This window comes from Caballeronia sp. LZ035 (assembly GCF_031451175.1).
Taxonomy (GTDB): Bacteria; Pseudomonadota; Gammaproteobacteria; order Burkholderiales; family Burkholderiaceae; genus Caballeronia.
In genome coordinates, this window is sequence record NZ_JARUXS010000001.1 from 809,942 (window position 1) to 835,922 (window position 25,981).

Consider the following 25,981-nt stretch of genomic DNA (forward strand, 5'->3'; position numbering starts at 1 on the left):
CCCAGCGCCTGACCCAGCGCACGCCTCAGCGCCTGACCCAGCGCATGCCTCAGCGCCTGACCCGGCCCATGCCCTAGCGCCCGACCCAGCCCATGCCCCAGCCCATGACCCAGCCCATGACCCAGCCCATGACCCAGCCCATGCCCCAGCCCATGCCCCAGCCCATGCCCCAGCCCATGCCCCAGCCCATGCCCCAGCCCATGCCCCAGCCCATGCCCCAGCCCATGCCCCAGCGCACGTCAGCCGCATGTGCCAACCCCTGGAGGCATGTCCGGCTGGAAATACCCAATATGCTAAAATCGCACGGTTTTCTCCGTACCGGCTCACTTCCAGCATGCCTCTCTCGCCTCCCGTTTCCCGACACTTGCGCCATCGACGCGCAATTCGGCTGGAAGCCTTCGAGCGCGAAGACGGTCTGTGGGATATCGAAGCCTGTCTAACCGATGAGAAACCGCGCGACTTCAAACTCGCGACGGGCGTCCGGCCGCTCGGCCTGCCGATCCATGAACTCTGGCTGCGCATCACCATCGACCGCAATTGCACCATCGTCGGCGCGGAAGCATCGTCCGACTGGTCGCCCTATGGCGAACTGTGCGCCGAGTCCAACACGGCTTATCGCAAGCTCATCGGCCTCAACCTCCTGCAGAATTTTCGCCGCGAAGCCAATCAGGCACTGCGCGGCACGGCTGGCTGCACGCATCTCACCGAACTGTGCGGCGTGCTGCCGACCGCGGCCGTCCAGGCTTTCGCGGGCGACGTCTGGAAGATCGAGAACGGCAACCCCTTCAAGCGGTCCGACGCCAGCCATGCCGACCGCGCCACGCCCGAAGAACCGCCGTTCCAGCTCGGCCGCTGTCACGCGTTGCGCTTCGACGGCCCCGCGGTCAAGGAACACTACCCGCGCTGGTTCGGGTACACGCCGGCAGAAAAAGAACCCACGGTCACCACGCAAGAAGCAAGCGCGCACACCAGCGAGCGAGCAGACCCGAAAGACAGGCGGGAGACATAGTTCGCCTCGTGCAGCGCACGCGCTCACGCGGACGCACGGCATTCAAACAAGAATCGAAGAATCAGCGGTTCAAACACTAAGAAGTTCACTCCAACTCTCAGACTGAAGGAATCACGCATGAAGATTCACGAGTACCAGGGTAAGGAAATCCTGCGGAAATTCGGCGTCGCGGTCCCGCGCGGCACACCCGTGTTCTCGGTGGATGATGCGGTCAAGGCCGCGGAAGAGCTGGGCGGCCCGGTTTGGGTCGTCAAGGCGCAGATCCACGCTGGCGGCCGCGGCAAGGGCGGCGGCGTGAAGGTCGCGAAGTCGATCGAACAGGTCCGCGAGTACGCGAACCAGATCCTCGGCATGCAGCTCGTCACGCACCAGACCGGCCCGGAAGGCCAGAAGGTGAACCGCCTGCTGATCGAAGAAGGCGCGGACATCAAGAAGGAACTGTACGTCGGCCTCGTGCTGGATCGCGTGACGCAGAAGGTCGTCGTGATGGCGTCGAGCGAAGGCGGCATGGACATCGAGGAAGTCGCGGAAAAGACGCCGGAACTGCTGCACAAGTTCGCCGTCGAGCCGTCGACCGGCCTGCAGGACAAGGACGCGGACGACCTGGCCCGCAAGATCGGCATTCCGGACGCATCGATCCCGCAAGCGCGCGCGATCCTGCAAGGTCTGTACAAGGCGTTCTACGAAACCGACGCATCGCTCGCGGAAATCAACCCGCTGATCGTGACCGGCAACGGCAAGGTCATCGCGCTCGACGCCAAGTTCAACTTCGACGCGAACGCGCTGTTCCGTCATCCGGAAATCGTCGCGTACCGCGATCTGGACGAAGAAGATCCGGCTGAAGTCGAAGCGTCGAAGTTCGACCTCGCGTACATCTCGCTCGACGGCAACATCGGCTGTCTGGTGAACGGCGCAGGCCTCGCGATGGCCACGATGGACACCATCAAGCTGTTCGGCGGCGAGCCGGCCAACTTCCTCGACGTCGGCGGCGGCGCCACGACCGAGAAGGTCACGGAAGCCTTCAAGCTGATGCTGAAGAACCCGAACCTGAAGGCGATCCTCGTGAACATCTTCGGCGGCATCATGCGCTGCGACGTGATCGCGGAAGGCGTGATGGTCGCGTCGAAGGCGGTGGACCTGAAGGTGCCGCTGGTCGTGCGCATGAAGGGCACGAACGAGGACCTCGGCAAGAAGATGCTGGCGGACTCGGGCCTGCCGATCATTTCGGCCGACAGCATGGAAGAAGCTGCGCAGAAGGTCGTCGCGGCTGCCGAAGGCAAGTAAGCGCACGCGCTGTCTGCCTTAGAAGAGCGTTCCACCAGATACGAATGGCGGCGCGGGGCCCAGGCCTTGGCGACGCCAAACGAACAGAGGTCACTACATGTCGATTCTGATCAACAAAGACACGAAGGTCATCACGCAGGGCATCACCGGCAAGACCGGTCAGTTCCATACGCGCGCCTGCCGCGAATACGCGAACGGCCGTGAAGCCTACGTCGCAGGTGTGAACCCGAAGCGCGCGGGCGAAGATTTCGAAGGCATCCCCATTTACGCGTCCGTCAAGGAAGCAAAGTCTGAAACCGGCGCCACGGTTTCGGTGATCTACGTGCCGCCCGCGGGCGCTGCCGCGGCGATCTGGGAAGCCGTCGAAGCCGATCTCGATCTCGCGATCTGCATCACGGAAGGCATTCCGGTTCGCGACATGCTGGAAATCAAGGACCGCATGCGCCGCGAAAATCGCAAGACGCTGCTGCTCGGACCGAACTGCCCCGGCACGATCACGCCGGACGAGCTGAAGATCGGCATCATGCCGGGTCACATCCACAAGAAGGGCCGCATTGGCGTGGTGTCGCGCTCGGGCACGCTGACGTATGAAGCCGTCGGTCAGCTGACGGCGCTGGGTCTTGGCCAGTCGTCGGCGGTCGGTATCGGCGGCGATCCGATCAACGGTCTGAAGCACATCGACGTGATGAAGATGTTCAACGACGATCCGGATACGGACGCCGTCATCATGATCGGCGAGATCGGCGGTCCGGACGAAGCCAACGCGGCTTACTGGATCAAGGACAACATGAAGAAGCCGGTGGTTGGCTTCATCGCGGGCGTCACGGCGCCTCCGGGCAAGCGCATGGGCCACGCAGGCGCGCTGATCTCGGGCGGTGCGGACACGGCGGACGCCAAGCTCGAAATCATGGACGCGTGCGGCATCAAGGTCACGAAGAATCCGTCGGAAATGGGCCGTCTGCTGAAGTCGGTCATCTAAGACCGATGCGGACAAACTACGCGAGGGTTTGGTACTCTTACTGATTCCTTTCGTATGAGCCGATACCAAGCGAGGGAGCGTTGCTTCCTCGCTTTTTTTTCGGCCTCTGTCTTCGCTCTGCACCATGCTCGAATTCTTCTCTACGCTTCACTGGGGGGCGGTCGTCCAGATCATCGTGATCGACATCCTCCTTGGCGGCGACAACGCCGTCGTCATCGCGCTCGCGTGCCGCAATCTGCCGGACCGCCAGCGCACGCGCGGCATCGTGCTGGGCACGCTCGGCGCCATCATCCTGCGCGTCGTGCTGATCGCCTTCGCGGTGCTGCTGCTGGACATTCCGTTCCTCAAGTTCGTCGGCGGCCTGCTGCTGCTGTGGATCGGCGTGAAACTGCTCCAGCCGGAGCACGGCGAGCACGAGATCAATGCATCCGATCGTCTCTGGGCCGCGGTGAAGACCATCATCGTCGCGGATGCCGTGATGAGCCTCGACAACGTGATCGCCATCGCGGGCGCGGCGGAGGCGGCGGATCCGCGTCATCGGCTGACGCTGGTGATCTTCGGGCTGGTTGTCAGCATTCCGCTGATCGTGTGGGGCAGCACGCTGGTGCTTAAGCTGATCGACCGCTTTCCGATGGTCGTGCTGCTCGGCGCGGGGCTGCTGGGCTGGATTGCGGGCGGCCTGATCATCGACGATCCGTTCATCGACCGCTGGCCCGCGCTCAACACCGATTTCGCCATTTACGCGGGGCGGGTGGCCGGCGCGGTGCTGGTTGTCGCCCTTGGATGGTTGCTCAAGCGCCGGGCGCTCGAAGCGGGGAGACGTGCGGCGGGCTGAGGCCGTGTTGGACTTTGGCCATTCGGACGACTGTCGCCTGCGGCTTGCTCTGAATACGATCGAAGCGTCCTGTCCGCATTGCGCGGCGGGGCGCTTTTTTCGTTTTCCGGGAGCAGAGATGACAACGTTGGTGCTGGGTGTGATGCACGCGCCGCGCGAGCCGCGCGTGTGGTGGTTGGGACGGGCAAGGGACATGCTGGTGCGGGGCTTTACGCTCATCGAACTGATGATCGTGCTGGCGATCGTGGGCGTGGTCGCGGCCTACGCGATTCCTGCCTATCAGGATTATCTGGCGCGCAGCCGGGTGGGCGAGGGCATCGCGCTGGCGGCATCGGCACGGCTGGCGGTGGCCGAGAACGCGGCCAGCGGCGCCGACTTCGCGGGCGGCTACGCGTCGCCACCGGGTACGCGCAATGTCGAGTCCATTCACGTCGATAGCGACACGGGGCAGATCACCATCGCGTATTCGACCCGTGTCGCGCCGGCGGGCTCGAATACGCTCGTGCTGGTGCCGTCCACGCCGGACAACGCCGAGACGCCCACCGCACGCGTGACGCTGAGTCGTGGCGTGGTGCAGGCGGGGTCGGTCACGTGGGAATGCTTTGCGGCGGCGAAGACGGTTTCGTCCTTGCCGGCGCCGGGCTCGGGACCGTTGCCGGTCGATCCGCCCACCTTGGCGGCCAATCTCGCGCCGCCGGAGTGCCGCGCTTGATGGGCACGTGACAGGCGCATGAGTCGAGCGGCGCGAAGCGGGACACGGTTGTGGAGCAAGCATCGAAGTGCGGCGGCAGCAATTACGGGGCCGCCGCGCCCTGCGGGTCGTTTTTGCGGCAAAGGCGGGCTTTTCGTCGTAATTCCGTTGGTTCGACGGACAGCGGGGGCAAAGTTTTGTATAGTGCGCCGGTTCCCGACGTTCCCAGTTCCTCATGCCTTCCCAATTCGCGCGTTACCTTTGTTTTGCGGTCCTGTGTCTGGCGCTGACGATCCCGTTCGCCGTCGTCAACCACACGTATCCGATCCCGACTTTCTACGCCGAATACAGCGCGCTTGCGCTCTACCTGGCGCTCGGCGCGACAGTGGCGCTGCTGGTGCGCGTGGCGGAGCCGAAGGTGTCGTTCGCCTCGCCCGTCGTCGCACTGATGCCGCTCGCTTTTGGCGTGCTGCTGGTGGCCCAGACCGTTTTGCTGCCGATCGCGCAGCCTTCCATGAACTGGCTGGGCGGCGCTTATCTGCTGGCGTCGTTCGTCGCCGTGCATACGGGCTTCGGGCTGGTGCGCGCAGGGCTCGGCGAGAAGACGCTGCGCGTCGGCGCGGCGGCGCTGATGCTCGGCGGACTGTTTGCGGTGTTTTGCCAGGTCGTGCAGCTGTTTCATCTCGAGGTGAAGTTCACGCCCTTCGTGGTGGCCTACAACGTCATGATCGAGCGGCGTCCGTTCGGCAACATGGCGCAGGCGAATCACCTGGCCACGGTCATTGCCTTCGCCATGGCGGGCGCGCTGTTCTTCGTGCAGACGCGTCGGCTGCCGCTGGTGGTGTGGGTGGCGGTGTCGGTGGTGTATTCGCTCGGGCTGGCGTTGACCGTGTCGCGCGGGCCGTGGCTGCAGACGGCGGTGATCGTCGTCGGCGGCTTGTGGATGGCGTTCGTGCAGGGAAGGCCGCGCGCCTCGGACGGTTTCGACGGACCGGGCAAGCGCGACCTGCGGGCGTGGCTCGTGCCGCTGGTGCTCGCTGTTTTGTTCTTCGTGGTCAATGCGGCGGTGCGCTGGGCGAATACCCGTTACGACTTCGGCCTGGCGCAGTCGGCGGCGGAACGCATGCAGGACGCGAACCAGATCGCGCCGCGTCTTGCGCTGTGGAAGTACGGCTGGACGATGTTCAGGACGCATCCGCTGCTGGGCGTCGGCTGGGGGGAATTTCCGCGCTATCAGTTCGACCTCGTGCGCGATCTCGGCGGCGTCGAGATCGCCAACAACGCGCACGACATCTTCATCGACCTGCTCGCGAAGACGGGCGTCCTCGGCATGGCGATCCTCGTGGCGGGCGTCGCGTTCTGGCTGATTCGCGTGCTGCGGGCGCCGCATACGCCGGCGCGCATTTTCGGGCTGTCGCTGCTTGGCGTGCTGATGATGCATGCGCTCGTCGAATATCCGCAGCAGTACATGTTCTTCCTGATGCCGGCGATGCTCGTCATCGGCCTGCTGGACACGCGGCCCTTACGGCTCGTCGCGCGGCCGGTGTCGTACGGCGTGTATGTCGTGCTGGTGCTGGGCGGGCTGGCCGCGCTGTATCCGACACTGCGCGACTATAACCGCGCCGAGGTGCTGTATTACGGATCGCGGCCGGCGGAGCAATATCGTGACGCGCCGTCGTTCCTGTTCACGGCGTGGGGCGAGTACGGGGCGGCGACGCTCTTGCCCATCAACGCGCAAAACGTGCAGGCGAAGCTTGCGGCGCACCGGAAGGCGATCGCGCTGTTGCCGGGCGAGACGGTGCTGCGCCGTTATGCGGTGCTTCAGGCGCTCGCCGGACAGAAGGCCGAGGCGCTCGATACGATGGCGCGACTCAAGATCTTCGCTACCGAGTTGCATGACTGGCCCAAGCAACTGGCGGCGGTGTATGGATTGATCGATGAGGTCGGTACGCCGCTTACGGCGTTCAAGGCGGATCTGGTCAGGTTGTATGGGACGCCGAAGGAGGAGCCGCCTTCGGCAGATGATGAGGACAGTGAATGAGGCCCGGAAATTGATGCGGGCAAGGCTGCGTTTTCACAGCGCGTAGACGGCGGTGCGTCCGGCGCGCTCGCGGCCTGCACCGCTGCGGCACGGAATGGGCGAGCAGGTCAGCGACAGTTGATGAGCAAAGCGGCCGCTTTGCTCATGCCGGTTTGACGCGAGCGGCGTCGGATCCCGGAACAGGCACGATCAATCCGCCACCCAATCCCCCGACTTCCCTCCATGCTTCTCCATGACCCGCACGTTGTTGATGGTCATGCCGCGATCGACCGCTTTACACATGTCATAAATCGTCAGCAATCCGACCTGCACGGCGGTCAGCGCTTCCATCTCCACGCCGGTCCGTCCCACCGTCTCCACGCGCACTTCGCAATGCACGCCGGGAAGCGTCTCGTCGATCGAAAAATCTACCGCAACCCGCGTAAGCGCCAGCGGATGGCATAACGGGATCAGGTCGGCGGTGCGCTTCGCGCCCTGGATTGCGGCGATGCGCGCGACGCCCAGCACATCGCCTTTCTTCGCGCGGCCTTCGCGAATCAGCGTGAGCGTGGCGTCGAGCATCACAATCGACCCGCGCGCAACCGCGATACGGCGCGTCTCGTCTTTCGCGCCGACGTCGACCATGTGCGCCTCGCCGGCGGCATCGAAATGGGTGAGTCCGGACATGGCGTCTCCTTCGAAATGGGCGCCTATCATAACAGCGTGAAGAGGCGCGGTTTCCGCCCGCTGACCTCGGTTGCATCAACACTCAGGCGGCAAGTTCGGCCGCCGCGCGCTCTACACTTGATACGATAAGCCCGTTCCTTTTTTCCATCCGATCGCCGGTTCCGCATCGCCTTCGCGTCATGCCCTCGACACGTCCGAGCCGCGTGCTCGTCTTCCTGCTGTGTCTGGCCCTCGCCACGCCGCCCGCCGCGCTGGCGCAATCCGCCGTGCCTGTCGGGAGCGCGAACGGCGCGAACGCCACGAGCGCCATGAACGCCACGAACGCCACGAACGCCACGAACGTCACGAACGTCACGAACGCCACGAACGCCACGAACGGCGCAAACCGCGCGAATGCCACGAACGTCGCGCCCACCACGCCCACCACGAATACGATCGGCGGCACCGGGACGCTGGCCGCGTCGCAACTGCGCTCGACGCAGGAAGGCAGCAACCCCGGCGACTTACCCGGCAACGTCGCGGAGGGCGTCTTCGGCGTCTATGGCGGCGCGGAAAGCCGCTTCGCCAACCGGCCGGGCACGATGTCCGGCCTGCGCGCGCCGCTCTCATCGGTGCAACTCCCCGATCTCGGCGACGGCTCCGGCGGCTCGCTGACACCGCAAGCCGAGCGCCGCGTCGGCGAACGGGCAATGCGCGAAGTTCGCGCCGACCCCGACTATCTCGACGACTGGCTGATCCGCGACTACCTCGACTCCGTTTCCTCCAAGCTGTCCGCCGCAGCCGCGACGCAGTATCTCGGCGGCTATCGGCCGGACTTCGACCTGTTTGCCGTACGCGACGCCCAGATCAACGCGTTTTCCATGCCTGGCGGTTTCATCGGCGTGAATACGGGGCTGATCGCGGCGACCCAGACCGAATCGGAGCTGGCATCGGTCATCGGTCATGAAATGGGGCATGTGCTCCAGCGCCACATCGCGCGCATGCTCGGTGCGCAGGAAAAGAACACGTACACCGCGCTCGCCGGCATGCTGGCCGGCCTGCTCGCGGGCCTGCTCGCGCACAGCGGCGACCTCGGCATGGGCCTCGCGATGGGCGGCCAGGCGCTGGCCGTCGACAACCAGCTGCGCTTCTCGCGCGCGGCCGAGCACGAGGCCGATCGCGTCGGTTTCCAGATGCTGGCGGCGGCCGGCTACGATCCCTACGCAATGGCCGCGTTCTTCGAACGCCTCGACCGCTCGTCGATGGCCGACAACGGCGTGCCGCCCTATGTGCGCACGCATCCGCTCACGACCGAGCGCATCGCGGACATGGAAGGCCGCGCGCGGCGTGTGCCGTACCGGCAGCCGCGTCAATCGACCGAATACGCGTTCGTGCGTGCCCGCGCGCGGGTGCTGCAAGTGAATTTCACGAGCGACTATCGCGAGGTGGCCAGCCGCCTCAAGGCCGAAATCGACGATCAGACCGCGCTGAATCCTGCCGCGAACTGGTATGGGATTGGGTTGGCGCAATCGCTGACCGGCGATTACCCCGCCGCCGACGAAGCGCTCGCCCGGGCGCGCAAGCTGTTCGAAGGTGAGGAAGCGAGCAGCGCGGCGGCGTCGGCGCAGGTTCGGCAGGAAGTCGCGAAGGGGACGGGCACGGCGGCATCGGGTGCGAGGCCCATGACGCCGCCGCGCACTGCAACCCCGACCGCCACCGTCGCCGATGCGAGCCCGTCGCTGCGCAATGCAGATTCGCTGATGATCGCGACACCGCTCGACCGCGCGCACGCGTCGCTCGACCTCGGCCGCGTTCCCGCGCAGCCGAAGCCTGCGTCGGTGCCTCAGGCGCGCTCCGTAGGCGATATTGCGTTGGCGCCGGTGCGTATCGAGGGAGGCGCCGCACCCGTGCCGAAACCGCCGGCCGCTCCGGCGCTCGTTCGCAGTTCGCCAAGCCTCGACGTACTCGCCGCCGACATCGCCCGGCGCGCCGGCCGGCTGGACGATGCCATCCGGCTAGCAGCGAACGCCCGAAAACGCTGGCCCGAGTCCCATGCCGCGCTGGATGTGCAGTTGCAATCGCTGCTGGCCGCGCACCGCTACGGCGAAGCGCAGACGTTGGCGCGCGAGGAAACCCACGCGGAACCGGCGCGCCCCGATTGGTGGCTCTATCTCGCGCAGGCGAGCAAGGGGCTCAACGACCCGTTGCAACAGCATCAGGCCATGGCGGAAAAGCTCGCGCTGGACGGCGCGTGGCCGTCCGCGATCCGTCAGCTGAAGGAGGCGCGCGACGTGAAGAACGCGAGCTTCTACGATCTGTCCGCCATCTCGGCGCGTCTGCACGACTTCGAGACACGCTACAAGGAAGAGCGCGAACAGGAGAAAAACGGCTAATCAGGCCGCCGCCGCGGCCCGCCCCGCAGGACTCGCGACGAAGTCAAAGCGTTCCGCGACCTGCGCGCGCGCGATCGGGCAGACGGGGAGATCGGCGCCGTCGCGCCAGTGGAACACGCCGCTCGCGCCGGCTTCGTCGAGCGAAGCATGGTTCGCGAAGAGTTCGAGATCATGGTCGTGCAGCGCGGCGATGCGCGCGGGCGCGGCGTCGTCCGAGAACAGGATGTTGCCTTCGTCATCCAGCCACGCGCGCGCCGGTTCGAAGTCGGCGCCCGCCTGGTCCGTCAGGCGCACACTCCCGTCCACCTCCAGCAGACGCACGATCCACGGGGTATAGCCCAGTTCGACATACACGCGCTGCGGCCCGTTCTGAAAGAACCACTGACCTTCGGCGTCACGTTCGTAGTTGCGGTTGATGAAGCCGAGCAGCGCCTCGTGGCGAATCGGCGTGCCAAGTTCTCCGGCGGCCTGCGCGGCGTCGTCGCGCATGCGCCACTGGCCGCGCCGGTCCAGCATGAGCCAGCCCGTGCAATGCGGCACGTTGGGCCATTTGGCGAGTGCCTGCCTGACGATGTCATCCATGATCGATCACGAAACGAAGTGCTCCAGATAGCCGAACACGCGCTGCGACAGCCAGTCGATCCGGCCCGGAAACGGCCCGGTCATAAAGCCGACGTGTCCGCCGTGATTCGGCTGGTCGAGCGTGACGCGCGCCGAGACTTCCGCTTGCGACGGCAGCGCGAATTCCGGCAGGAAAGGGTCGTTGCGCGCGTTCAGCAGCAACGCGGGCACCTCCACATGCTTCAGATGAGCGCGCACGGTAGCAGTCGACCAATAGTGGTTGGTGTCGCGGAAACCGTGCACGGGCGCGGTGACCACGTTGTCGAACTCGTACAGCGTGCGGGCGGCGATCACGGCCTCGCGGTCGTAGAGGCCGGGATACTGGCCGAGCTTCGCCAGCGCTTTCTTCTTCAGCGACTTGAGGAAGCTGCGCGTGTACACCATGCCGAAACCGCTCGAAATTGCTTCGCCGCCCGCGTGGACATCGAGCGGCGCGGAGATCGCGGCCGCCGCACGGATGATCGACGCGTCGCTGCCGCGTTCGCACAGCCAGTGCAACAGCACGTTGCCGCCGAGCGAGACCCCCGCCGCGACGATCGGCCCGCGATGCCGCTGCGCGAGCCGCCGCAGGATCCAGTCGGCCTCGGCGCCGTCGGCGAGATGATAGAAGCGCGGCAACAGGTTCAACGGCCCGCTGCAACTGCGGAAATGCGGAACCACGCCGTGCCAGCCGCGCGCCTGGGCGGCGGCCATCATCGTGCGGGCGTAGTGGGAGTCGGAGTTGCCTTCGAGGCCGTGGAACAGCACGAAGAGCGGGGCGGTCGCGGCGGGTGCGGAAGCCGGGTCGTGCGCGAGGAAGTCGAGGTCGACGAAATCGCCGTCCGGCGTGTCCCAGCGCTCGCGCCGGTACTGCACGACGGGCTTGCGGCCGAACAGCGCGGGCACGATGGTTTGCGCATGGCTCGTCGGCAGCCAGCGCGGCGCACTGTAGAGCCAGTCCGCCGCGCCCGGCGTGAGGGCCCGCGCGGCGTCGCGCAGTGCGATGGCAGGCGCTTTATCCACGAACGACGAATCGTGTGTCAACAACGGATCGCGCTTCATGGCCCCTCCCCGACGAACGTCTTGTTCAGCGCTTCATTATTCTTAATGCAGCGGTCCCTGACCGTGCCGCATCTTGGCGGCGAACTGTCCCGCTGTTTCCATCGGCATGGCGCTCGCGTGGATGTGCGCGATACGCCATTCGCCACGCTCGTGAACCATCACGTAGGTCGTGTAGACCATGCGCGGCACGCCGTTCGACGCCGCCGCCGGCTGATGCGCCTCCGCAATCGCGTAGACGACCGTACCGAGGCTGTCGTACACGCGGATGTCGAGCGGCTCGATGGTCCCCGGCTGCGCTTCGAATTGCTTGCCGAGACCCGCGCGGATGCTCTCCAGCCCGTGCAGATGCGTACCGTCCGGGCAGACGCACGTGGCGAATTCCTCGTCGAGCCACAGCGACATGACCGCGTCGATGCTGTTGTCCGCGACGGCCTGATAGTAGGCATTGAGAGTATCGGCGGCGGCTTCGAAGAGGCGGGCGAAACGTGGCATGGCTCGTGGGTCTCTGGCTTTCGACGCGGGCGCCGCCGGTGACGATTGGCTGCCGCGGGTGGCGGCAGGGCGGCGCGCTGCATCAGTCATTGGTCAAAGCATGCCCCCGTTCGGAGACATTCGCGTGTCCGCGCCCGCACACACGGCGGCTAACCGCCCGAAACCGGCTGAAACTTCCGTACCGGGAGGATTTCAGCGATGCGCGAGCAGCATGCCGCGCAAGTCGCCGAAAACCTGTTCGGCGGTGAGTTCGCGAAGGCAGTTCAGATGGCCGAGCGGGCACTCGCGGGCAAAGCACGGACTGCATTCAAGATGCAGCCATTGTACCTTTGCGAGATCGGACAAGGGCGGCGTATGGCGCGGGTCGGTCGAGCCGTAGACCGCGACCAGCGGCCGTCGCGACGCCGCCGCGACATGCATCAGGCCGGAATCGTTGGTGACGACCGCGCTCGCCCGTGAAATCAGCGCGCAGGCTTCGCCGAGCGAAGTCTGGCCGCACAGGTTGCGCACGTTGGGCGCGCGGTCCGCGATGGCCTGCGCGATCGGCGCGTCCTTCTTCGAACCCAGCGCGACGATCCGCGCATACGGGAACGACTGCGCGATGAACTGCGCAAGCGACGCAAAGTGCTCGGGCGGCCAGCGCTTGGCCGGGCCGTACTCCGCGCCCGGGCAGAACACGACGAGCGGCGTGCGCGTATCCAGATTGAAGCGCGCCGAGACGCGCGCGGCTTCGTTCGGATCGGATTCGAGGCGCGGCACCGGCAGCGTCTGCGCGTCGGGACGGGCGGCGGCCTCGGGCTGCGCGAAGCGGTCGACGAACGGCAGCTTCGCGCCGGGCGCGTAGGCGAGCGCCGCGTAATGCGCGGTCATCGGCGGGCGCTCGGACTTCGGCGGATTCGCGTGCCGCACGTTCAGCAAGCCGTAGCGGCTTTCGCCCTTGTAGCCGATACGCAGGTTGATGCCCGCCATCCACGGAATCAGCGCGGACTTCACGGAGTTGGGCAGCACGTAGGCGGCGTCGTAGCCGACATCGCGCAGGTCGCTCGCCAGCTGCCAGCGGCGCAGCAATTGCAGCTTGCCGTGCGCCAGGTCCGTGGCGTAGACGTCGCGAATCTCGGGCATGCGCTCGAGCACGGGCGCGACCCAGGAAGGCGCGACGGCATCGATCGCGATGCGCGGATGCAGCTTGCGCAGAAGCGTGAAAAGCGGCTGCGCCATCAATGCGTCACCGATCCAGTTCGGTGCTATAACCAGCGCGCGGCGCATCTGTCTTTATCCGATCTCAAAAAAGAAACGCGGCCCGTCGTCTTGGGGCGGGTCGTCGGGTGTCGTGGGTCGTGTGAAGCCGCGGGCACGTGCCCGGCGGGTGAGCGCCGGGGGCTGCCCGCGCGGAGGTCGGAAGGCGTCAGTGGCCGCCCTTGATCACTTCGCCGTCTTTCAGCTTGTAGCGCGTGCCGCAGTAGGGACAGCGCGCTTCGCCGTGCGTCACGTCGATGAACACGCGCGGGTGCGTGCTCCAGCGCTGCATCTTCGGGTTCGGGCAGAAAGCGGGCAGGTCCTTGGCGGTCAGTTCCACCAGCGGCATTTCCTTCAGGTCGCTCATTGCTATCTCGTATCAGGTGTCGTGCGTTGCGTTGCGTTGCGTTGCGTTGCGGGCCGGAGCGGGCGGAACAAGGCGGACGCGCGCGCCCGCCGTGTCGAAGGAAGCCTCGCTCAGACCTTCGAGAGCCAGCTCGCGTACTTCTCGTTCTTGCCGCCGACCACGTCGAAGAAGGCGCTTTGCAGCTTCTCGGTGATCGGGCCGCGCTTGCCGGCGCCGATGGTGCGGTTGTCCAGTTCGCGGATGGGCGTCACTTCGGCGGCGGTGCCGGTGAAGAAGGCTTCGTCGCAGGTGTAGACCTCGTCGCGCGTGATGCGCTTCTCGATCACCGGAATGCCGAAGTCGCGCGCCAGCGTGATGACCGTGTCGCGCGTGATGCCGTCCAGGCACGAGGCCAGATCGGGCGTGTAGATCTTGCCGTTGTTCACGAGGAAGAAGTTTTCGCCCGAACCTTCCGAGACGTAGCCGTCGACGTCGAGCAGCAGCGCTTCGTCATAACCGTCCGTGACGGCTTCCTGGTTGGCGAGAATCGAATTCACGTACCAGCCGGATGCCTTGGCGCGCACCATCGACACGTTGACATGATGGCGCGTGAACGATGACGTTTTCACGCGAATGCCCTGGTTCAGGCCGTCTTCGCCGAGATACGCGCCCCACGGCCACGCCGCGATGGCCACGTGGATGGTGTTGCCCTTGGCCGAGACGCCCAGCTTTTCTGAACCCACCCAGATGATCGGGCGCAGGTAGCACGTTTCCAGATTGTTTTCCTTCACGACTTCGAGCTGCGCTGCTTCGAGCGTGGCCTGGTCGAACGGCACGTCCATCTGGAAGATCTTGGCCGAGTTGAGCAGGCGCTTCGTGTGTTCCTTCAGGCGGAAAATGGCGGTGCCCTGCGCGGTCTTGTACGCGCGCACGCCTTCGAATACGCCCATGCCGTAGTGCAACGTGTGCGTCAGGACGTGGATCTTGGCATCACGCCAGTCGATCAGCTTGCCATCCATCCAGATCTTGCCGTCGCGGTCGGCCATTGACATACGGTTCTCCTAGCTCTCGTTCAAGTGGGGTCGGGCGGGCCGCCCGGCGGTGAGGGACGGCGCTCGTGCGCGGGTTTGCGTGCGGGTTTTCGTGCGGTTCCTGCGGCGCAGACTGGGACATGCCAGCGGGAGGAACGCGCGCCCGAGGCGCAAAGGCGGCGAAAGAGCGTCATTTTAGCGTCTTTTCGCAACGAAACCGATCTGGGCGCGTCTTTCACGACGCTATAATTTGCCTTTCGCCGCGGCTTGCCTGCTTCGTCGATCGCCGCAGCCGAACCGCGCGGTCGAAAACTTCCGGCGGCTTGTCCGGGCAGACGCTCAAACGGGTGAGCCTTGGGCTCCGAAGCCCACCGCCCGGCTTTTCCTCCTGGCCTTGCCCGAATCCATGTTCGACCGGCTGTCCGACACCAATCGCCGCGCCTTTTTCGAGGGCGTGCGCACGTTTTCTCCCGCCGTCCTGGCCACGCTCTCCTGGGGCCTCGTCACCGGCATCGCGATGACCAAGTCCGTCCTGACGATGCCCCAGGCGCTCGGCATGACCGTCATGGTGTACGCGGGCTCCTCGCAACTGGCCGTGCTGCCGCTCTTCGCCGCCAAGCTGCCGCTCTGGACCATTCTGCTGACCGCCGGGATGGTCAATCTGCGCTTCGTGATCTTCAGCGCCGGCCTCGCGCCGCATTTCTCCTATCTGCCGCTGAAGCGCCGCCTGATGCTCGGTTATTTCAACGGCGACATCGTCTACCTGATGTTCTCGAAGCGAAACTTCGCGACGGGCTGGCAACCCGGCAAGGAAGCGTTCTTCTGGGGGCTCGTCGCGTGCAGCTGGGGTTCCTGGCAGATTTCCTCGGTGCTCGGCATCCTGCTGGCGAGCCTGATTCCCGACAACTGGGGCCTGGAACTCGCCGGCACGCTGGCGCTGCTGCCGCTGATCGTCTCGGCGATCGCCACGCGCTCGACCTTCGCGGCGGTGGCGGTGGCGAGCGTCGTCGCGCTGCTGTCGTTCGACCTGCCGTACCGGCTGGGCCTGCCACTGGCGGTGTTCGCCGCGCTGATCGCCGGCACGCTGGCGGACCTGATCGCCGACCGCGCCCGTCCGAAAGCGCCAAAAGCGGAAAGCGCGAGGACCGTCCGATGAGCGCGCTGCAAATCTGGCTGGCGATCATCGCGATGTGCCTCGTCACCGCGCTGACGCGCACGCTGTTCCTGATCGGCGGCGAGCGCATGGTGCTGCCGCCCGCCGTGCAGCGCGCGCTGCGCTACGCGCCCGCCGCCGCGCTGACCGGCGTGGTCGTGCCGGATCTGCTGGAAACGTCCACGGGCATTTCGCTGGCGCTGTCGAATCATGCGCTGTGGGCGTCGGTGGCCGCGCTCGCGTACTACCTGTGGCGGCGCGGCATGATGGGCACGATCGCCGTCGGCATGCTGGTGTTCACGCTGCTGCGGCTCGTCGCCTGAGGCGAACGGGCCTCGCCAAATACGGGTCATCATCGATTGCCAGCTAAAAGCATTCAGGGTGATCGGTTAAAATGTGCGTCTTTTCCGAGTGAGCGAGGTCGAAAGTGTGTCCGGCAGTCACCCCGCCACGGTTGTCCACCACACCGCGCACGCCCCGGCCGCACCGGCTGCCGTGCCCGCATGACGGTGGCCCGCGCCGGATGCCGCTGTCCGACTCCTTCCTCCCGCCCATGGTCCGCGCCTTCGCTTTCGACGCGCGGCCCTCGCCGCCAGCCTGATCCGCGCGCGGACCGTCCTGCCCGGCGGCCCGTGCGCGGCGACTCCACGAACCGGCCGGTTCCCCACCGGTCTTCTCGCCCGAACCGCTTTTCTACCTACGTTGACTCCCATGACGAAAGTACTGCGTTTCACCGATCTGATCGCCGAAGGCAAAGTCTCCGGCAAGCGTGTCTTCATTCGCGCGGATCTCAACGTGCCGCAAGACGATGCCGGCAACATCACCGAAGATACGCGCGTGCGCGCGTCGGTCCCGGCGATCCGCGCGGCGCTCGACGCCGGCGCGGCCGTGATGGTCACGTCACACCTCGGCCGTCCGACCGAAGGCCAGTTCAAGCCTGAAGATTCGCTGGCGCCGGTGGCGCAGCGCCTGTCGGAACTGCTGGGCGCGGACGTGCCGCTGGTCGCCGACTGGGTCGACGGCGTGCAGGTGCAACCCGGCCAGGTCGTGCTGCTGGAAAACTGCCGCTGCAACAAGGGCGAGAAAAAGAACGACGACGGCCTTGCGCAGAAGATGGCGAAGCTCTGCGACATCTACGTCAACGACGCCTTCGGCACCGCGCACCGCGCCGAAGCCACCACGCACGGCATCGCGAAGTACGCGGCCGTGGCGTGCGCGGGTCCGCTGCTGGCCGCCGAACTCGACGCGCTCGGCCGTGCGCTCGGCAACCCGAAGCGCCCGCTGGTGGCGATCGTCGCCGGCTCGAAGGTCTCCACCAAGCTCACCATCCTGAAGTCGCTGGCGGAGAAAGTGGATCAGCTGATCGTCGGCGGCGGCATCGCCAATACGTTCATGGTCGCGTCGGGCCTCAACATCGGCAAGTCGCTCGCGGAGAAGGATCTGGTCGGCGAGGCGAAGGAGATCATCGAGCAGGCGCGCACGCGCGGCGCCTCGGTGCCCATTCCGAGCGACGTCGTCACCGCGAAGGAATTCGCGCCCACCGCGAAGGCTGAAACCAAGCCGGTCGCTGCCGTCAGCGACGACGACATGATCCTCGACATCGGCCCGGACACGGCCAAGGCGCTCGCGGCGCAGCTGGAAACGGCGGGCACGATCGTCTGGAACGGCCCGGTCGGCGTGTTCGAGTTCGACCAGTTCGGCAACGGCACGAAGACGCTCGCGCAGGCCATCGCCAGCTCGTCGGCGTTTTCGATCGCGGGCGGCGGCGACACGCTCGCGGCCATCGCGAAGTACGACATCGCCGACAAGGTGAGCTACATCTCGACGGGCGGCGGCGCATTCCTCGAATTCCTGGAAGGCAAGACGCTGCCGGCAGTGGAAGTGCTCGAATCGCGCGCCGGAGCCTGAGGCGTTGGCGGCCCGCAATAGTCCGGCGAAGGCAGGCAAGAAGGGCGCGCAGGAAGCCGGCGGCGCGCAGGCAGACGTGAAGTCAGACGTACAGGCAGACATACAGGAAGCGGGCGGCACCAGCGACGCCGCCGCGGAGGCCGCTCAGGTGATCGCCGAAGCGGCCCGGCCGGAGCAGGCGGAAGCCAGCGGCGAGGGCGTCATTCCCGCGACGCCGCCGGTCATCATCGGCGGCGTGCCGGCCCACGCATTGAAGGACATCGACAAAGCGACGCCGGCACGAACCGGCGCGCGCGCGCAACCGGTGAGCAACACCTCATCGCAAGCGCAACGTGCTCGCAGCCTCAACACAGGCGTTCCTACAGAGACGAGGAAAGACATGCATCGCGCCACCAAGATTGTTGCCACCATCGGTCCGGCTTCGACGAGCCCGGACATCCTGCTGCAAATGCTGCAGGCCGGCCTCGACGTCGTTCGTTTCAACTTCTCCCACGGCACCGCCGACGACCATCGCCAGCGCGCCGAGATCGTGCGCGACGCGGCGCGCCAGATTGGCCGCGAAGTCGCGATCATGGCGGACCTGCAAGGCCCGAAGATCCGCGTCGGCAAGTTCGAGAACGGCAAGATCATGCTGGTCGCGGGCGAGCCGTTCATCCTCGACGCCAACTGCCCGCTCGGCAGCAACGAGCGCGTTGGCCTCGACTACAAGGATCTGCCGCGCGACCTGCGTGCCGGCGACACGCTATTGCTGAACGACGGCCTGATCGTGCTCGACGTAACGCGCGTGATCGGTGAGGAAATCCATACGGTCGTGAAAGTGGGCGGCGAGCTGTCCAACAACAAGGGCATCAACCGCCAGGGCGGCGGCCTCACGGCGCCCGCGCTGACCGAGAAGGACATGGAGGACATCAAGACGGCGATGTCGCTCGGCGCGGACTTCGTCGCGGTGTCGTTCCCGAAGAACGCGACCGACATGGAAATGGCCCGGCAACTCGCGAACATCGCGGGCGCGCCGTACGGCATCAAGCCGAAGATGATCGCGAAGATCGAGCGCGCCGAAGCCATTCCGGCGCTGCAGGGCATTCTCGACGCGTCCGACGGCATCATGGTCGCGCGCGGCGATCTGGCCGTGGAAGTCGGCAACGCGGCGGTGCCGGCACTGCAGAAGCGCATGATCCGCATGGCGCGCGAGTCGAACAAGCTCGTGATCACCGCCACGCAGATGATGGAGTCGATGATCCACGCGCCCGTGCCGACGCGCGCCGAAGTGTCCGACGTGGCGAACGCCGTGCTCGACGGCACCGACGCCGTGATGCTGTCCGCCGAAACCGCGGCCGGCAAGTATCCGGTGACGACCATCGAGACGATGGCGGCCGTGTGTATCGAGGCGGAGAAGTCGGAGGAGTCGCAGCTGGACCGCGATTTCCTGGACCGCACGTTCACGCGCATCGACCAGTCCATTGCGATGGGCGCGCTGTTCACCGCGTTCCACCTGGGCGCCAAGGCGGTCGTGGCGCTGACGGAATCGGGCTCCACGGCGCTGTGGATGTCGCGTCACTGGACCCATGTGCCGATCTTCGCGCTGACGCCGCGCGTTTCCAGCGAACGCACGATGGCGCTGTACCGCAACGTGACCTCGCTGCACGTCGACACCAACATGGACCGCGATGCCGCGCTGAATCAGGCGCTGGAAGTGGTGGTGTCGAAGGGCTATGCGGCGCGCGGCGACATGGTCGTGCTGACGGTCGGCGAGCCGATGGGCGCGGCGGGCGGCACCAACACGCTGAAGATCGTACGCGTGGGCGATCACATCTAGGCAACATGCGCAGGAAATAAGCGCGCAAGACAGACGGAGGCATCTGCCTCCGTCTGTCGTTCAAAAAACCGAAAACGCCCCAGAGCGGAATCGTGCGCGTCAAGAAATTCGTTTCACCTTTGGAGTCTCACCACAATGCCTCTCGTATCAATGCGTCAATTGCTGGATCACGCGGCCGAAAACGGCTACGGACTCCCGGCGTTCAACGTCAACAATCTGGAGCAGGTCCAGGCCATCATGGCGGCCGCCAGCGAAGTGAACGCGCCCGTCATCATGCAGGCGTCGGCCGGCGCGCGGAAGTATGCGGGCGAAGCGTTCCTGCGCCATCTGATCGAAGCGGCCGTCGAGTCGTATCCGCATATTCCGGTCGTGATGCACCAGGATCACGGGCAGTCGCCGGCGGTATGCATGGCCGCGATCCGCTCCGGTTTCACCAGCGTCATGATGGATGGCTCGCTCGAAGCCGACGGCAAGAGCGTCGCGTCCTATGAGTACAACGTCGCAGTCTCGAAGCAGGTCGTGGACTTTTCGCACGCGATCGGCGTCACCGTCGAAGCCGAGCTGGGCGTGCTGGGCTCGCTCGAAACCATGAAGGGCGACAAGGAAGACGGCCACGGCGCCGAAGGCACGATGACGCGCGAGCAACTGCTCACCGACGTCGAGCAGGCCGCCGACTTCGTCAAGCAGACCCAGTGCGATGCGCTGGCGATCGCCATCGGCACGTCGCACGGCGCGTACAAGTTCTCCAAGAAGCCGACGGGCGACATTCTCGCCATCGACCGCATCAAGGAAATCCATCAGCGCATCCCGAACACGCACCTGGTGATGCACGGATCGTCGTCGGTGCCGCAGGAACTGCTCGCGCAGATCCGCGAATTCGGCGGCGACATGAAGGAAACCTATGGCGTGCCGGTCGAGGAAATCCAGGAAGGGATCAAGCACGGCGTGCGCAAGGTGAACATCGACACCGACCTGCGTCTCGCGATCACCGGCGCGATCCGCCGCTTCCTGATCGAGAATCCGTCGAAGTTCGATCCGCGCGACTACCTGAAGCCGGCCCGCGAGGCGACCAGGGAAATCGTTCGCCAGCGCTACATGCAGTTCGGCTGCGAGGGCATGGCGGGCAAGATCAAGCCGGTGCCGCTCGAGAAGATCGCCGAGAAGTACAAGTCCGGCGAGCTCGCGCAGATCGTCAAGTGAGCGCGAATTGAGCGCCCGCTGAGCGTCGCGGTCTTTGTAAAGTAAAATCAACGGGTTCCGGCGACGGGACCCGTTCGCTTTGCCCCGCCGTCCCGGCTTGCCGCCAGGGACGGTCCGAGGCGGCAGCCCACCTTTCCAGCACTCTTCGGTACACGACGATGTCCACGCTATACGAATCCACGATCAAATCGCTGCCGCTGCTCGGCCGCGGCAAGGTCCGCGACAACTACGCCGTCGGTCAGGACAAGCTCCTGATCGTCACGACCGACCGCCTCTCCGCATTCGACGTCGTGATGGGCGAGCCGATCCCGAACAAGGGCCGCGTGCTGAACACGATGGCCGATTTCTGGTTCGAGAAGCTCGGCCATATCGTGCCGAACCACAACACGGGCATCGACCCCGCGACGGTCGTGACGGCGGACGAAGCCGCACAGCTCGAAGGCCGTGCGGTCGTGGTGAAGCGCCTGGAGCCGATCCTCGTCGAGGCGGTGGTGCGCGGCTATCTCGCCGGCAGCGGCTGGAAGGACTATCAGGCGACGGGCGCGGTATGCGGCGTCGAACTGCCGCCGGGACTGCAGAACGCGCAGAAGCTGCCCGAGCCCATCTTCACGCCCGCCGCGAAGGCCGAAATGGGCCATCACGACGAAAACATCACCTATGACGAGATGGAACGGCGCATCGGCACCGAACTCTCGGCGACCATCCGGCGCATTTCCATCCAGCTGTACAAGGAAGCGGCGGAATACGCGGCGACCCGCGGCATCATCATCGCGGACACCAAGTTCGAGTTCGGCCTCGACAACAAGGGCGAGCTGTTCCTGATGGACGAAGTGCTGACCGCCGATTCGTCCCGCTTCTGGCCCGCCGACGGCTATCAGGTCGGCACCAACCCGCCGTCCTTCGACAAGCAGTTCGTGCGCGACTGGCTCGAAACGCAGCCGTGGAAGAAGGAACCGCCCGCGCCGAAGCTGCCGGACGACGTGATCGCGAAGACCTCCGAGAAGTATCAGGAAGCGTTGCAGCGCCTGACTGGCCAGACGCTCTCCTGAGGTCGCCGGGTACAGGTCGAGTTTGACTGGCGCCGCTTGCCGAACTGTCTCAGGCGGCGCATGCATTTCAAGGGAAACGGAATGAGCGAAGTACAGACCGGCGCGCATGTGCATGACGCGCCGCTCGTCGGGGTGTTGATGGGTTCCAGTTCCGACTGGGACGTGATGAAGCACGCCGTGGCGATCCTGCAGGAATTCGGCGTGCCCTACGAGGCAAAGGTCGTGTCCGCGCACCGCATGCCGGACGAGATGTTCGCCTACGCGGAGCAGGCGCGCGAACGCGGGCTGCGCGCCATCATCGCGGGCGCGGGCGGCGCGGCGCATCTGCCGGGCATGCTGGCGGCCAAGACCACGCTGCCGGTGCTGGGTGTGCCGGTGGCAAGCAAGTATCTGAAGGGCGTGGACTCGCTGCACTCGATCGTGCAGATGCCGAAGGGCGTGCCGGTCGCGACCTTCGCCATCGGCGAGGCAGGCGCGGCGAACGCGGCGCTGTTCGCGGTATCGATCCTGAGCGCCACCGAGGCGAAATTCGCCGAGGCGCTCGCGGCGTTCCGCGTGAAGCAGAATCAGGCGGCACGGGACATGGCGTTGCCGCCGCTCTAAGGACTGCGCGCGCGGCCCGCGTGTCGAAAACGGGCCGCGCTCCCACTTTTCATCCCGAGTACGCTTTCCTCAACCGCCCGCCAGCCCTCCAGCCCCCACGATGAACCCACATAACTCCCCGATCTCCCCCATCCTGCCGGGCGCCTGGCTAGGCATGGTGGGCGGCGGCCAGCTCGGCCGCATGTTCTGCTTCGCCGCGCAGTCGATGGGCTATCGCGTCGCCGTCCTCGATCCGGACGCGACGAGCCCCGCCGGCGCCGTCGCGGATCGTCACATTCGCGCCGCCTACGACGACCCGACCGCGCTCACCGAGCTCGGCCGACTGTGCGCGGCGGTCTCGACGGAATTCGAGAACGTGCCGTCCGCGAGCCTCGAATTTCTCGCGTCGCGCACCTTCGTGAGCCCGGCCGCGAGCTGCGTGGCGATCGCGCAGGATCGCGTGGCGGAAAAGCGCTTCATCGCGCAGGCGGGCGTGCCGGTGGCGCCGCATGTGGTGATCGAATCGACCGAAGCGCTCGCCGCGCTGCCCGACGAGAAGCTCGCCGCCGTGCTGCCGGGCATCCTCAAGACCGCGCGCCTGGGCTACGACGGCAAGGGGCAGGTGAACGTGCGCAACGTGCAGGAAGTGCGCGAGGCGCATGCGTCGCTGGCGGGCGTGCCGTGCGTGCTGGAAAAGCGCATGCCGCTGAAGTACGAAGTGTCCGTGCTGATCGCGCGTGGCGGCGACGGCAAGTCGGCCGTGTTTCCGCTTGCGCAGAACGTGCACGTCAACGGCATTCTCGCGAAGACGGTCGTGCCCGCGCCCGATGCGTCCAACACGCTGGTCGCGCAGGCGCAGGACGCGGCGCTGACCATCGCGGCGAAGCTCGGCTATGTGGGCGTGCTGTGCGTCGAGTTCTTCGTGCTGGAAGACGGCTCGCTGATCGCCAATGAAATGGCGCCGCGTCCGCACAATTCCGGGCACTACACGGTCGATGCCTGCGCGACGAGCCAGTTCGAGCAGCAGGTCCGCGCGATGACCGGCATGCCGCTCGGCGACACGCGCCAGCATTCGCCGGCTGCGATGCTGAACCTGCTCGGCGACGTCTGGTTCGACGGCGACAAGTCTCGTCCGCCGGCCTGGACGGAGGTCGCGGCGATGCCGGCGGCGCGGCTGCATCTGTACGGCAAGGAAGAGGCGCGGCGCGGGCGCAAGATGGGGCACATCAACTTCACGGCGGCGACGCTCGAGGAAGCGCGCACGGCGGCGCGCGACTGCGCGCGCATGCTGCATATCCCGCTCGACTGAGCCTCACCGAAGCAGCAGGCCATGACCCTCCACTTTCCGAGCGCCGCGCAGATCGACGAGGCAGCCGCCTTGCTCGATGCCGGCGAGCTCGTCGCGTTCCCGACCGAAACGGTCTATGGCCTTGGCGGTGACGCCGAGAATCCGGACGCCATCGCGCGCATTTATGCGGCGAAGGGCCGTCCGGCGAATCATCCGGTGATCGTGCATCTGGCGCCCGAGGCCGATCCGGGCTACTGGGTGCGCGAGCTTCCCGCCGATGCCCGCAAGCTCATCGATGCGTTCTGGCCCGGCCCGCTGACGCTGATTCTCAAGCGCGCGGCGCATATTCCGGCTGCGGTGAGCGGCGGACAGGATTCGGTGGGCGTGCGTTGTCCGTCGCATCCGGTGGCGCAGCAGCTGTTGTCGGCGTTTCACCGGCGGCGCCTCGGCACCGGGCGGCAGGGCGGCGTGGCGGGGCCTTCTGCGAACCGCTTCGGACACGTCAGCCCGACTACCGCGCAGCACGTGTGGGAGGAATTCGGCAGCGCGGTGCATGTGGTCGACGGCGGCGCGGCGGATGTCGGCATCGAATCGACGATTCTGGATCTGTCGCGCGGCTTTGCGGCGCTGTTGCGGCCGGGGCACGTGAGTCCGCAGCAGATTGCGGACGTGCTGGGCGTGGCGCCGCGCCTGCCCGACGGTTCGGATGCAACCGCTCCGCGTGCTTCCGGCACGTTGAAGGCGCACTACGCGCCGCGCACGCCGCTCGCGCTGTTGCCGTTCGCGGCGCTCGCGCCCTTGCTCGCCGCGCAGGACCGGTCGAGCGGAAGGAAGATCGCGCTGGTCGCGCGGGCGTCGAGCGCGGGCGAGTGGGCCCATGCGCCGAACGTGCATTTTGTCGCCGCACCCGAGGACCCGCAAAGCTATGCGCGCGATCTGTACGGTCTGCTGCGCGCGCTCGATCGGGCCAACGTGGAACGCATCCTGATCGAGAAACTGCCTGAATCGATGGAATGGATCGCGGTGAACGACCGGCTGGGGCGGGCGGCCGCCGCCTTCGAAGCGGACGCCTGACCTGATCCGAGGCTTCAAACAATACCGCCCGGTCGAAATCGACCGGGCGGTTTGTCTTTCAGCGTGGCGCTACAAGCGCGCTTACTTCCCGAGTTACTTCCCGAGTTACTTCCCGAGCCCCGATGCCGCGACCGTCTGCTCGGCCTGTTGCGCATAGAGCGCGTGCAGGTGCGTGGTCGGATGCACGGTGTCGGCGTACATATAGGTCTGGTCTGCGCCAGCCTCGGTCAGCACCTGCGGCGAGCAGAACAGCGAAGTCGCGAAGTCCTGCGGGTCAGGCTCGCCGAATTTCGCGGCGGCCGCGGCCATCGCCTGCAGGTTGCACGCGGTGCCCGTGTTCGACACCTTGAAGCCGAGTTGCTGATAGTTCGCGGTGATCTGCGCGAGCTTCGGCGGCACGTCCAGATAGATGACCTTCGACTTGATCTGCAGCCCTTGGAGCGTCAGGTCGAGCGCGTTGTTGAAGCCCGCCGAAGCGCTCGAGAGCGCGCCGCGCGTGATGGCATCGCTCATCGCGCCCTGCGGCGTGGTGCCGATATCCGGCACGTTCGACACCAGCACGTGGGTCGCGCCATGACTCAGGATCGACGCGACGATGCCGCCGAGCTGCTGCGCGGCCAGTCCGATCGCGGCGAAGGCGTCGGCCTGGCTGATCGCGCCGGCCTTGAGCGCCTGCAGGTTGTACAGGATGTCGTTCGCGCCGCCGTTGATGATGACGAGCTGGTTGGCGTTGAAGCTGCCGTGCGCGGCCAGGTAGTTCTGCACCTGCGTCGAGACGGGCACGGTCAGCGTGCCGGCGTAGCTGTTCGGATCCGTGGCGTGGCCGATGCCCATCGGGTTGGTCACGCGCGAGCCGCCCTGCGCGTAGCCCAGGCCCTTCTGAGTGACCGGCGGGACGCCGAAGCCGCCGGTCATGGCCGGGGTCAGCGTGTCGCCGTAATACTGCGCGACGTTCTGAACCCAGACCTGGCCCGGATTCGTCGTGAAGCGTCCGCCGCCGAAATTGGCCGTCGCGACCGGCGCGTAGGTACCGACGTCCGACAGGCTGTCGCCGAACGACACGACCTGCAGCTTGACGCCGCCCGCGGGTGTGGCGTTGTTGTTGTCGTCACCGCCGCCGCCGCACGCGGCGAGTACGGCAATCGCGGCGCAGACCGTTGCGGTCTGGGCCAGGCGCGTCAGGGCGGCGCGCGTCGAGCGTTGCTTCTTCATGGACCTCGTCTCCGTCTTCTGGTGTTTATAGTTCGATCGCGGCGTCCGGCCGTTT

25 protein-coding genes are annotated in these 25,981 nt (G+C 66.2%); 16 read left to right on the forward strand and 9 right to left on the reverse strand.

Annotated elements, in window-relative coordinates:
- Nucleotides 1-73 precede the first annotated feature (73 nt).
- The gene (locus tag QCE88_RS03850; RefSeq protein ID WP_309899322.1) at nucleotides 74-256 is read right to left on the reverse strand and encodes a hypothetical protein; all 183 of its coding nucleotides are present in this window, start codon (nucleotides 254-256) and stop codon (nucleotides 74-76) included.
- 78 nt (nucleotides 257-334) lie between these two features.
- On the opposite strand from QCE88_RS03850, the gene QCE88_RS03855 reads away from it, so the two are divergent.
- The 6 genes from QCE88_RS03855 (at nucleotide 335) to QCE88_RS03880 (ending at nucleotide 6,839) form a co-directional block, all read left to right on the forward strand.
- Complete coding sequence (locus QCE88_RS03855) at nucleotides 335-1,009, forward strand: DUF2889 domain-containing protein (RefSeq protein ID WP_309899324.1); 675 nt, start codon at nucleotides 335-337, stop codon at nucleotides 1,007-1,009.
- Nucleotides 1,010-1,111: 102 nt separating this feature from the next.
- The gene (gene sucC / locus QCE88_RS03860) at nucleotides 1,112-2,293 is read left to right on the forward strand and encodes an ADP-forming succinate--CoA ligase subunit beta (RefSeq protein WP_309903381.1); all 1,182 of its coding nucleotides are present in this window, start codon (nucleotides 1,112-1,114) and stop codon (nucleotides 2,291-2,293) included.
- Between the two features lie 97 nt (nucleotides 2,294-2,390).
- On the forward strand, nucleotides 2,391-3,272 hold the full coding sequence (sucD, locus tag QCE88_RS03865; protein ID WP_309807333.1) for a succinate--CoA ligase subunit alpha: 882 nt from the start codon (nucleotides 2,391-2,393) through the stop codon (nucleotides 3,270-3,272).
- 124 nt (nucleotides 3,273-3,396) lie between these two features.
- Nucleotides 3,397-4,107: a TerC family protein gene (locus QCE88_RS03870; protein WP_309899326.1), complete on the forward strand. Its 711-nt coding sequence runs from the start codon at nucleotides 3,397-3,399 to the stop codon at nucleotides 4,105-4,107.
- A gap of 142 nt (nucleotides 4,108-4,249) precedes the next feature.
- Nucleotides 4,250-4,819 (forward strand): pilin, encoded by a 570-nt coding sequence (locus QCE88_RS03875; protein ID WP_409018099.1) that lies wholly within the window; start codon nucleotides 4,250-4,252, stop codon nucleotides 4,817-4,819.
- A 214-nt stretch (nucleotides 4,820-5,033) separates the two neighbouring features.
- On the forward strand, nucleotides 5,034-6,839 hold the full coding sequence (locus QCE88_RS03880) for a Wzy polymerase domain-containing protein (RefSeq protein WP_309899328.1): 1,806 nt from the start codon (nucleotides 5,034-5,036) through the stop codon (nucleotides 6,837-6,839).
- 189 nt (nucleotides 6,840-7,028) lie between these two features.
- On the opposite strand, the gene moaC is transcribed toward QCE88_RS03880, so the two are convergent.
- A complete protein-coding gene (gene moaC, locus QCE88_RS03885) occupies nucleotides 7,029-7,505 on the reverse strand; it encodes a cyclic pyranopterin monophosphate synthase MoaC (RefSeq protein ID WP_309899329.1) in 477 nt (158 codons plus the stop codon).
- Nucleotides 7,506-7,684: 179 nt separating this feature from the next.
- On the opposite strand from moaC, the gene QCE88_RS03890 reads away from it, so the two are divergent.
- Nucleotides 7,685-9,877 (forward strand): M48 family metalloprotease, encoded by a 2,193-nt coding sequence (locus QCE88_RS03890; protein ID WP_309899331.1) that lies wholly within the window; start codon nucleotides 7,685-7,687, stop codon nucleotides 9,875-9,877.
- Here QCE88_RS03890 and QCE88_RS03895 read toward each other — a convergent pair whose 3' ends face one another.
- From QCE88_RS03895 to QCE88_RS03920, 6 genes are all read right to left on the reverse strand, one after another.
- A complete protein-coding gene (locus tag QCE88_RS03895; protein WP_309899334.1) occupies nucleotides 9,878-10,459 on the reverse strand; it encodes a DUF2946 family protein in 582 nt (193 codons plus the stop codon).
- A gap of 6 nt (nucleotides 10,460-10,465) precedes the next feature.
- Nucleotides 10,466-11,539, reverse strand: coding sequence for an alpha/beta fold hydrolase (locus QCE88_RS03900; RefSeq protein ID WP_309899336.1), 1,074 nt, complete (start codon nucleotides 11,537-11,539; stop codon nucleotides 10,466-10,468).
- A 42-nt stretch (nucleotides 11,540-11,581) separates the two neighbouring features.
- Complete coding sequence (locus QCE88_RS03905) at nucleotides 11,582-12,031, reverse strand: nuclear transport factor 2 family protein (protein WP_309899338.1); 450 nt, start codon at nucleotides 12,029-12,031, stop codon at nucleotides 11,582-11,584.
- Nucleotides 12,032-12,223: 192 nt separating this feature from the next.
- Complete coding sequence (waaF, locus tag QCE88_RS03910) at nucleotides 12,224-13,297, reverse strand: lipopolysaccharide heptosyltransferase II (protein ID WP_309899340.1); 1,074 nt, start codon at nucleotides 13,295-13,297, stop codon at nucleotides 12,224-12,226.
- Nucleotides 13,298-13,436: 139 nt separating this feature from the next.
- Nucleotides 13,437-13,634 (reverse strand): zinc-finger domain-containing protein, encoded by a 198-nt coding sequence (locus QCE88_RS03915; protein WP_309807346.1) that lies wholly within the window; start codon nucleotides 13,632-13,634, stop codon nucleotides 13,437-13,439.
- Between the two features lie 110 nt (nucleotides 13,635-13,744).
- Nucleotides 13,745-14,665 (reverse strand): branched-chain amino acid transaminase, encoded by a 921-nt coding sequence (locus tag QCE88_RS03920; RefSeq protein WP_309899343.1) that lies wholly within the window; start codon nucleotides 14,663-14,665, stop codon nucleotides 13,745-13,747.
- A 385-nt stretch (nucleotides 14,666-15,050) separates the two neighbouring features.
- Here QCE88_RS03920 and QCE88_RS03925 point away from each other — a divergent pair, with 385 nt between their 5' ends.
- The 9 genes from QCE88_RS03925 (at nucleotide 15,051) to QCE88_RS03965 (ending at nucleotide 24,714) form a co-directional block, all read left to right on the forward strand.
- Nucleotides 15,051-15,800 (forward strand): AzlC family ABC transporter permease, encoded by a 750-nt coding sequence (locus QCE88_RS03925; protein WP_309903385.1) that lies wholly within the window; start codon nucleotides 15,051-15,053, stop codon nucleotides 15,798-15,800.
- Nucleotides 15,797-16,120, forward strand: coding sequence for an AzlD domain-containing protein (locus QCE88_RS03930; RefSeq protein WP_309899344.1), 324 nt, complete (start codon nucleotides 15,797-15,799; stop codon nucleotides 16,118-16,120). The genes QCE88_RS03925 and QCE88_RS03930 overlap by 4 nt, the downstream gene beginning before the upstream one ends.
- 388 nt (nucleotides 16,121-16,508) lie before the next feature.
- Nucleotides 16,509-17,705, forward strand: coding sequence for a phosphoglycerate kinase (locus QCE88_RS03935; protein WP_309899346.1), 1,197 nt, complete (start codon nucleotides 16,509-16,511; stop codon nucleotides 17,703-17,705).
- 4 nt (nucleotides 17,706-17,709) lie between these two features.
- Nucleotides 17,710-19,521 (forward strand): pyruvate kinase, encoded by a 1,812-nt coding sequence (gene pyk / locus QCE88_RS03940; RefSeq protein ID WP_409018037.1) that lies wholly within the window; start codon nucleotides 17,710-17,712, stop codon nucleotides 19,519-19,521.
- Between the two features lie 135 nt (nucleotides 19,522-19,656).
- Nucleotides 19,657-20,721 (forward strand): class II fructose-bisphosphate aldolase, encoded by a 1,065-nt coding sequence (gene fba / locus QCE88_RS03945; protein WP_309899348.1) that lies wholly within the window; start codon nucleotides 19,657-19,659, stop codon nucleotides 20,719-20,721.
- Nucleotides 20,722-20,879: 158 nt separating this feature from the next.
- Nucleotides 20,880-21,770 (forward strand): phosphoribosylaminoimidazolesuccinocarboxamide synthase, encoded by an 891-nt coding sequence (locus tag QCE88_RS03950; RefSeq protein ID WP_309899351.1) that lies wholly within the window; start codon nucleotides 20,880-20,882, stop codon nucleotides 21,768-21,770.
- Between the two features lie 81 nt (nucleotides 21,771-21,851).
- Entirely contained in the window at nucleotides 21,852-22,373 is a 522-nt protein-coding gene (purE, locus tag QCE88_RS03955; protein ID WP_309899353.1) for a 5-(carboxyamino)imidazole ribonucleotide mutase, read from the forward strand.
- Nucleotides 22,374-22,473: 100 nt separating this feature from the next.
- Nucleotides 22,474-23,661: a 5-(carboxyamino)imidazole ribonucleotide synthase gene (locus QCE88_RS03960; RefSeq protein WP_309899355.1), complete on the forward strand. Its 1,188-nt coding sequence runs from the start codon at nucleotides 22,474-22,476 to the stop codon at nucleotides 23,659-23,661.
- 21 nt (nucleotides 23,662-23,682) lie between these two features.
- On the forward strand, nucleotides 23,683-24,714 hold the full coding sequence (locus QCE88_RS03965) for an L-threonylcarbamoyladenylate synthase (protein WP_309899357.1): 1,032 nt from the start codon (nucleotides 23,683-23,685) through the stop codon (nucleotides 24,712-24,714).
- Nucleotides 24,715-24,819: 105 nt separating this feature from the next.
- Here the strand turns inward: QCE88_RS03965 and QCE88_RS03970 are convergent, their stop codons facing one another.
- The gene (locus tag QCE88_RS03970; RefSeq protein WP_309899359.1) at nucleotides 24,820-25,926 is read right to left on the reverse strand and encodes an SGNH/GDSL hydrolase family protein; all 1,107 of its coding nucleotides are present in this window, start codon (nucleotides 25,924-25,926) and stop codon (nucleotides 24,820-24,822) included.
- Nucleotides 25,927-25,981: the final 55 nt, after the last annotated feature.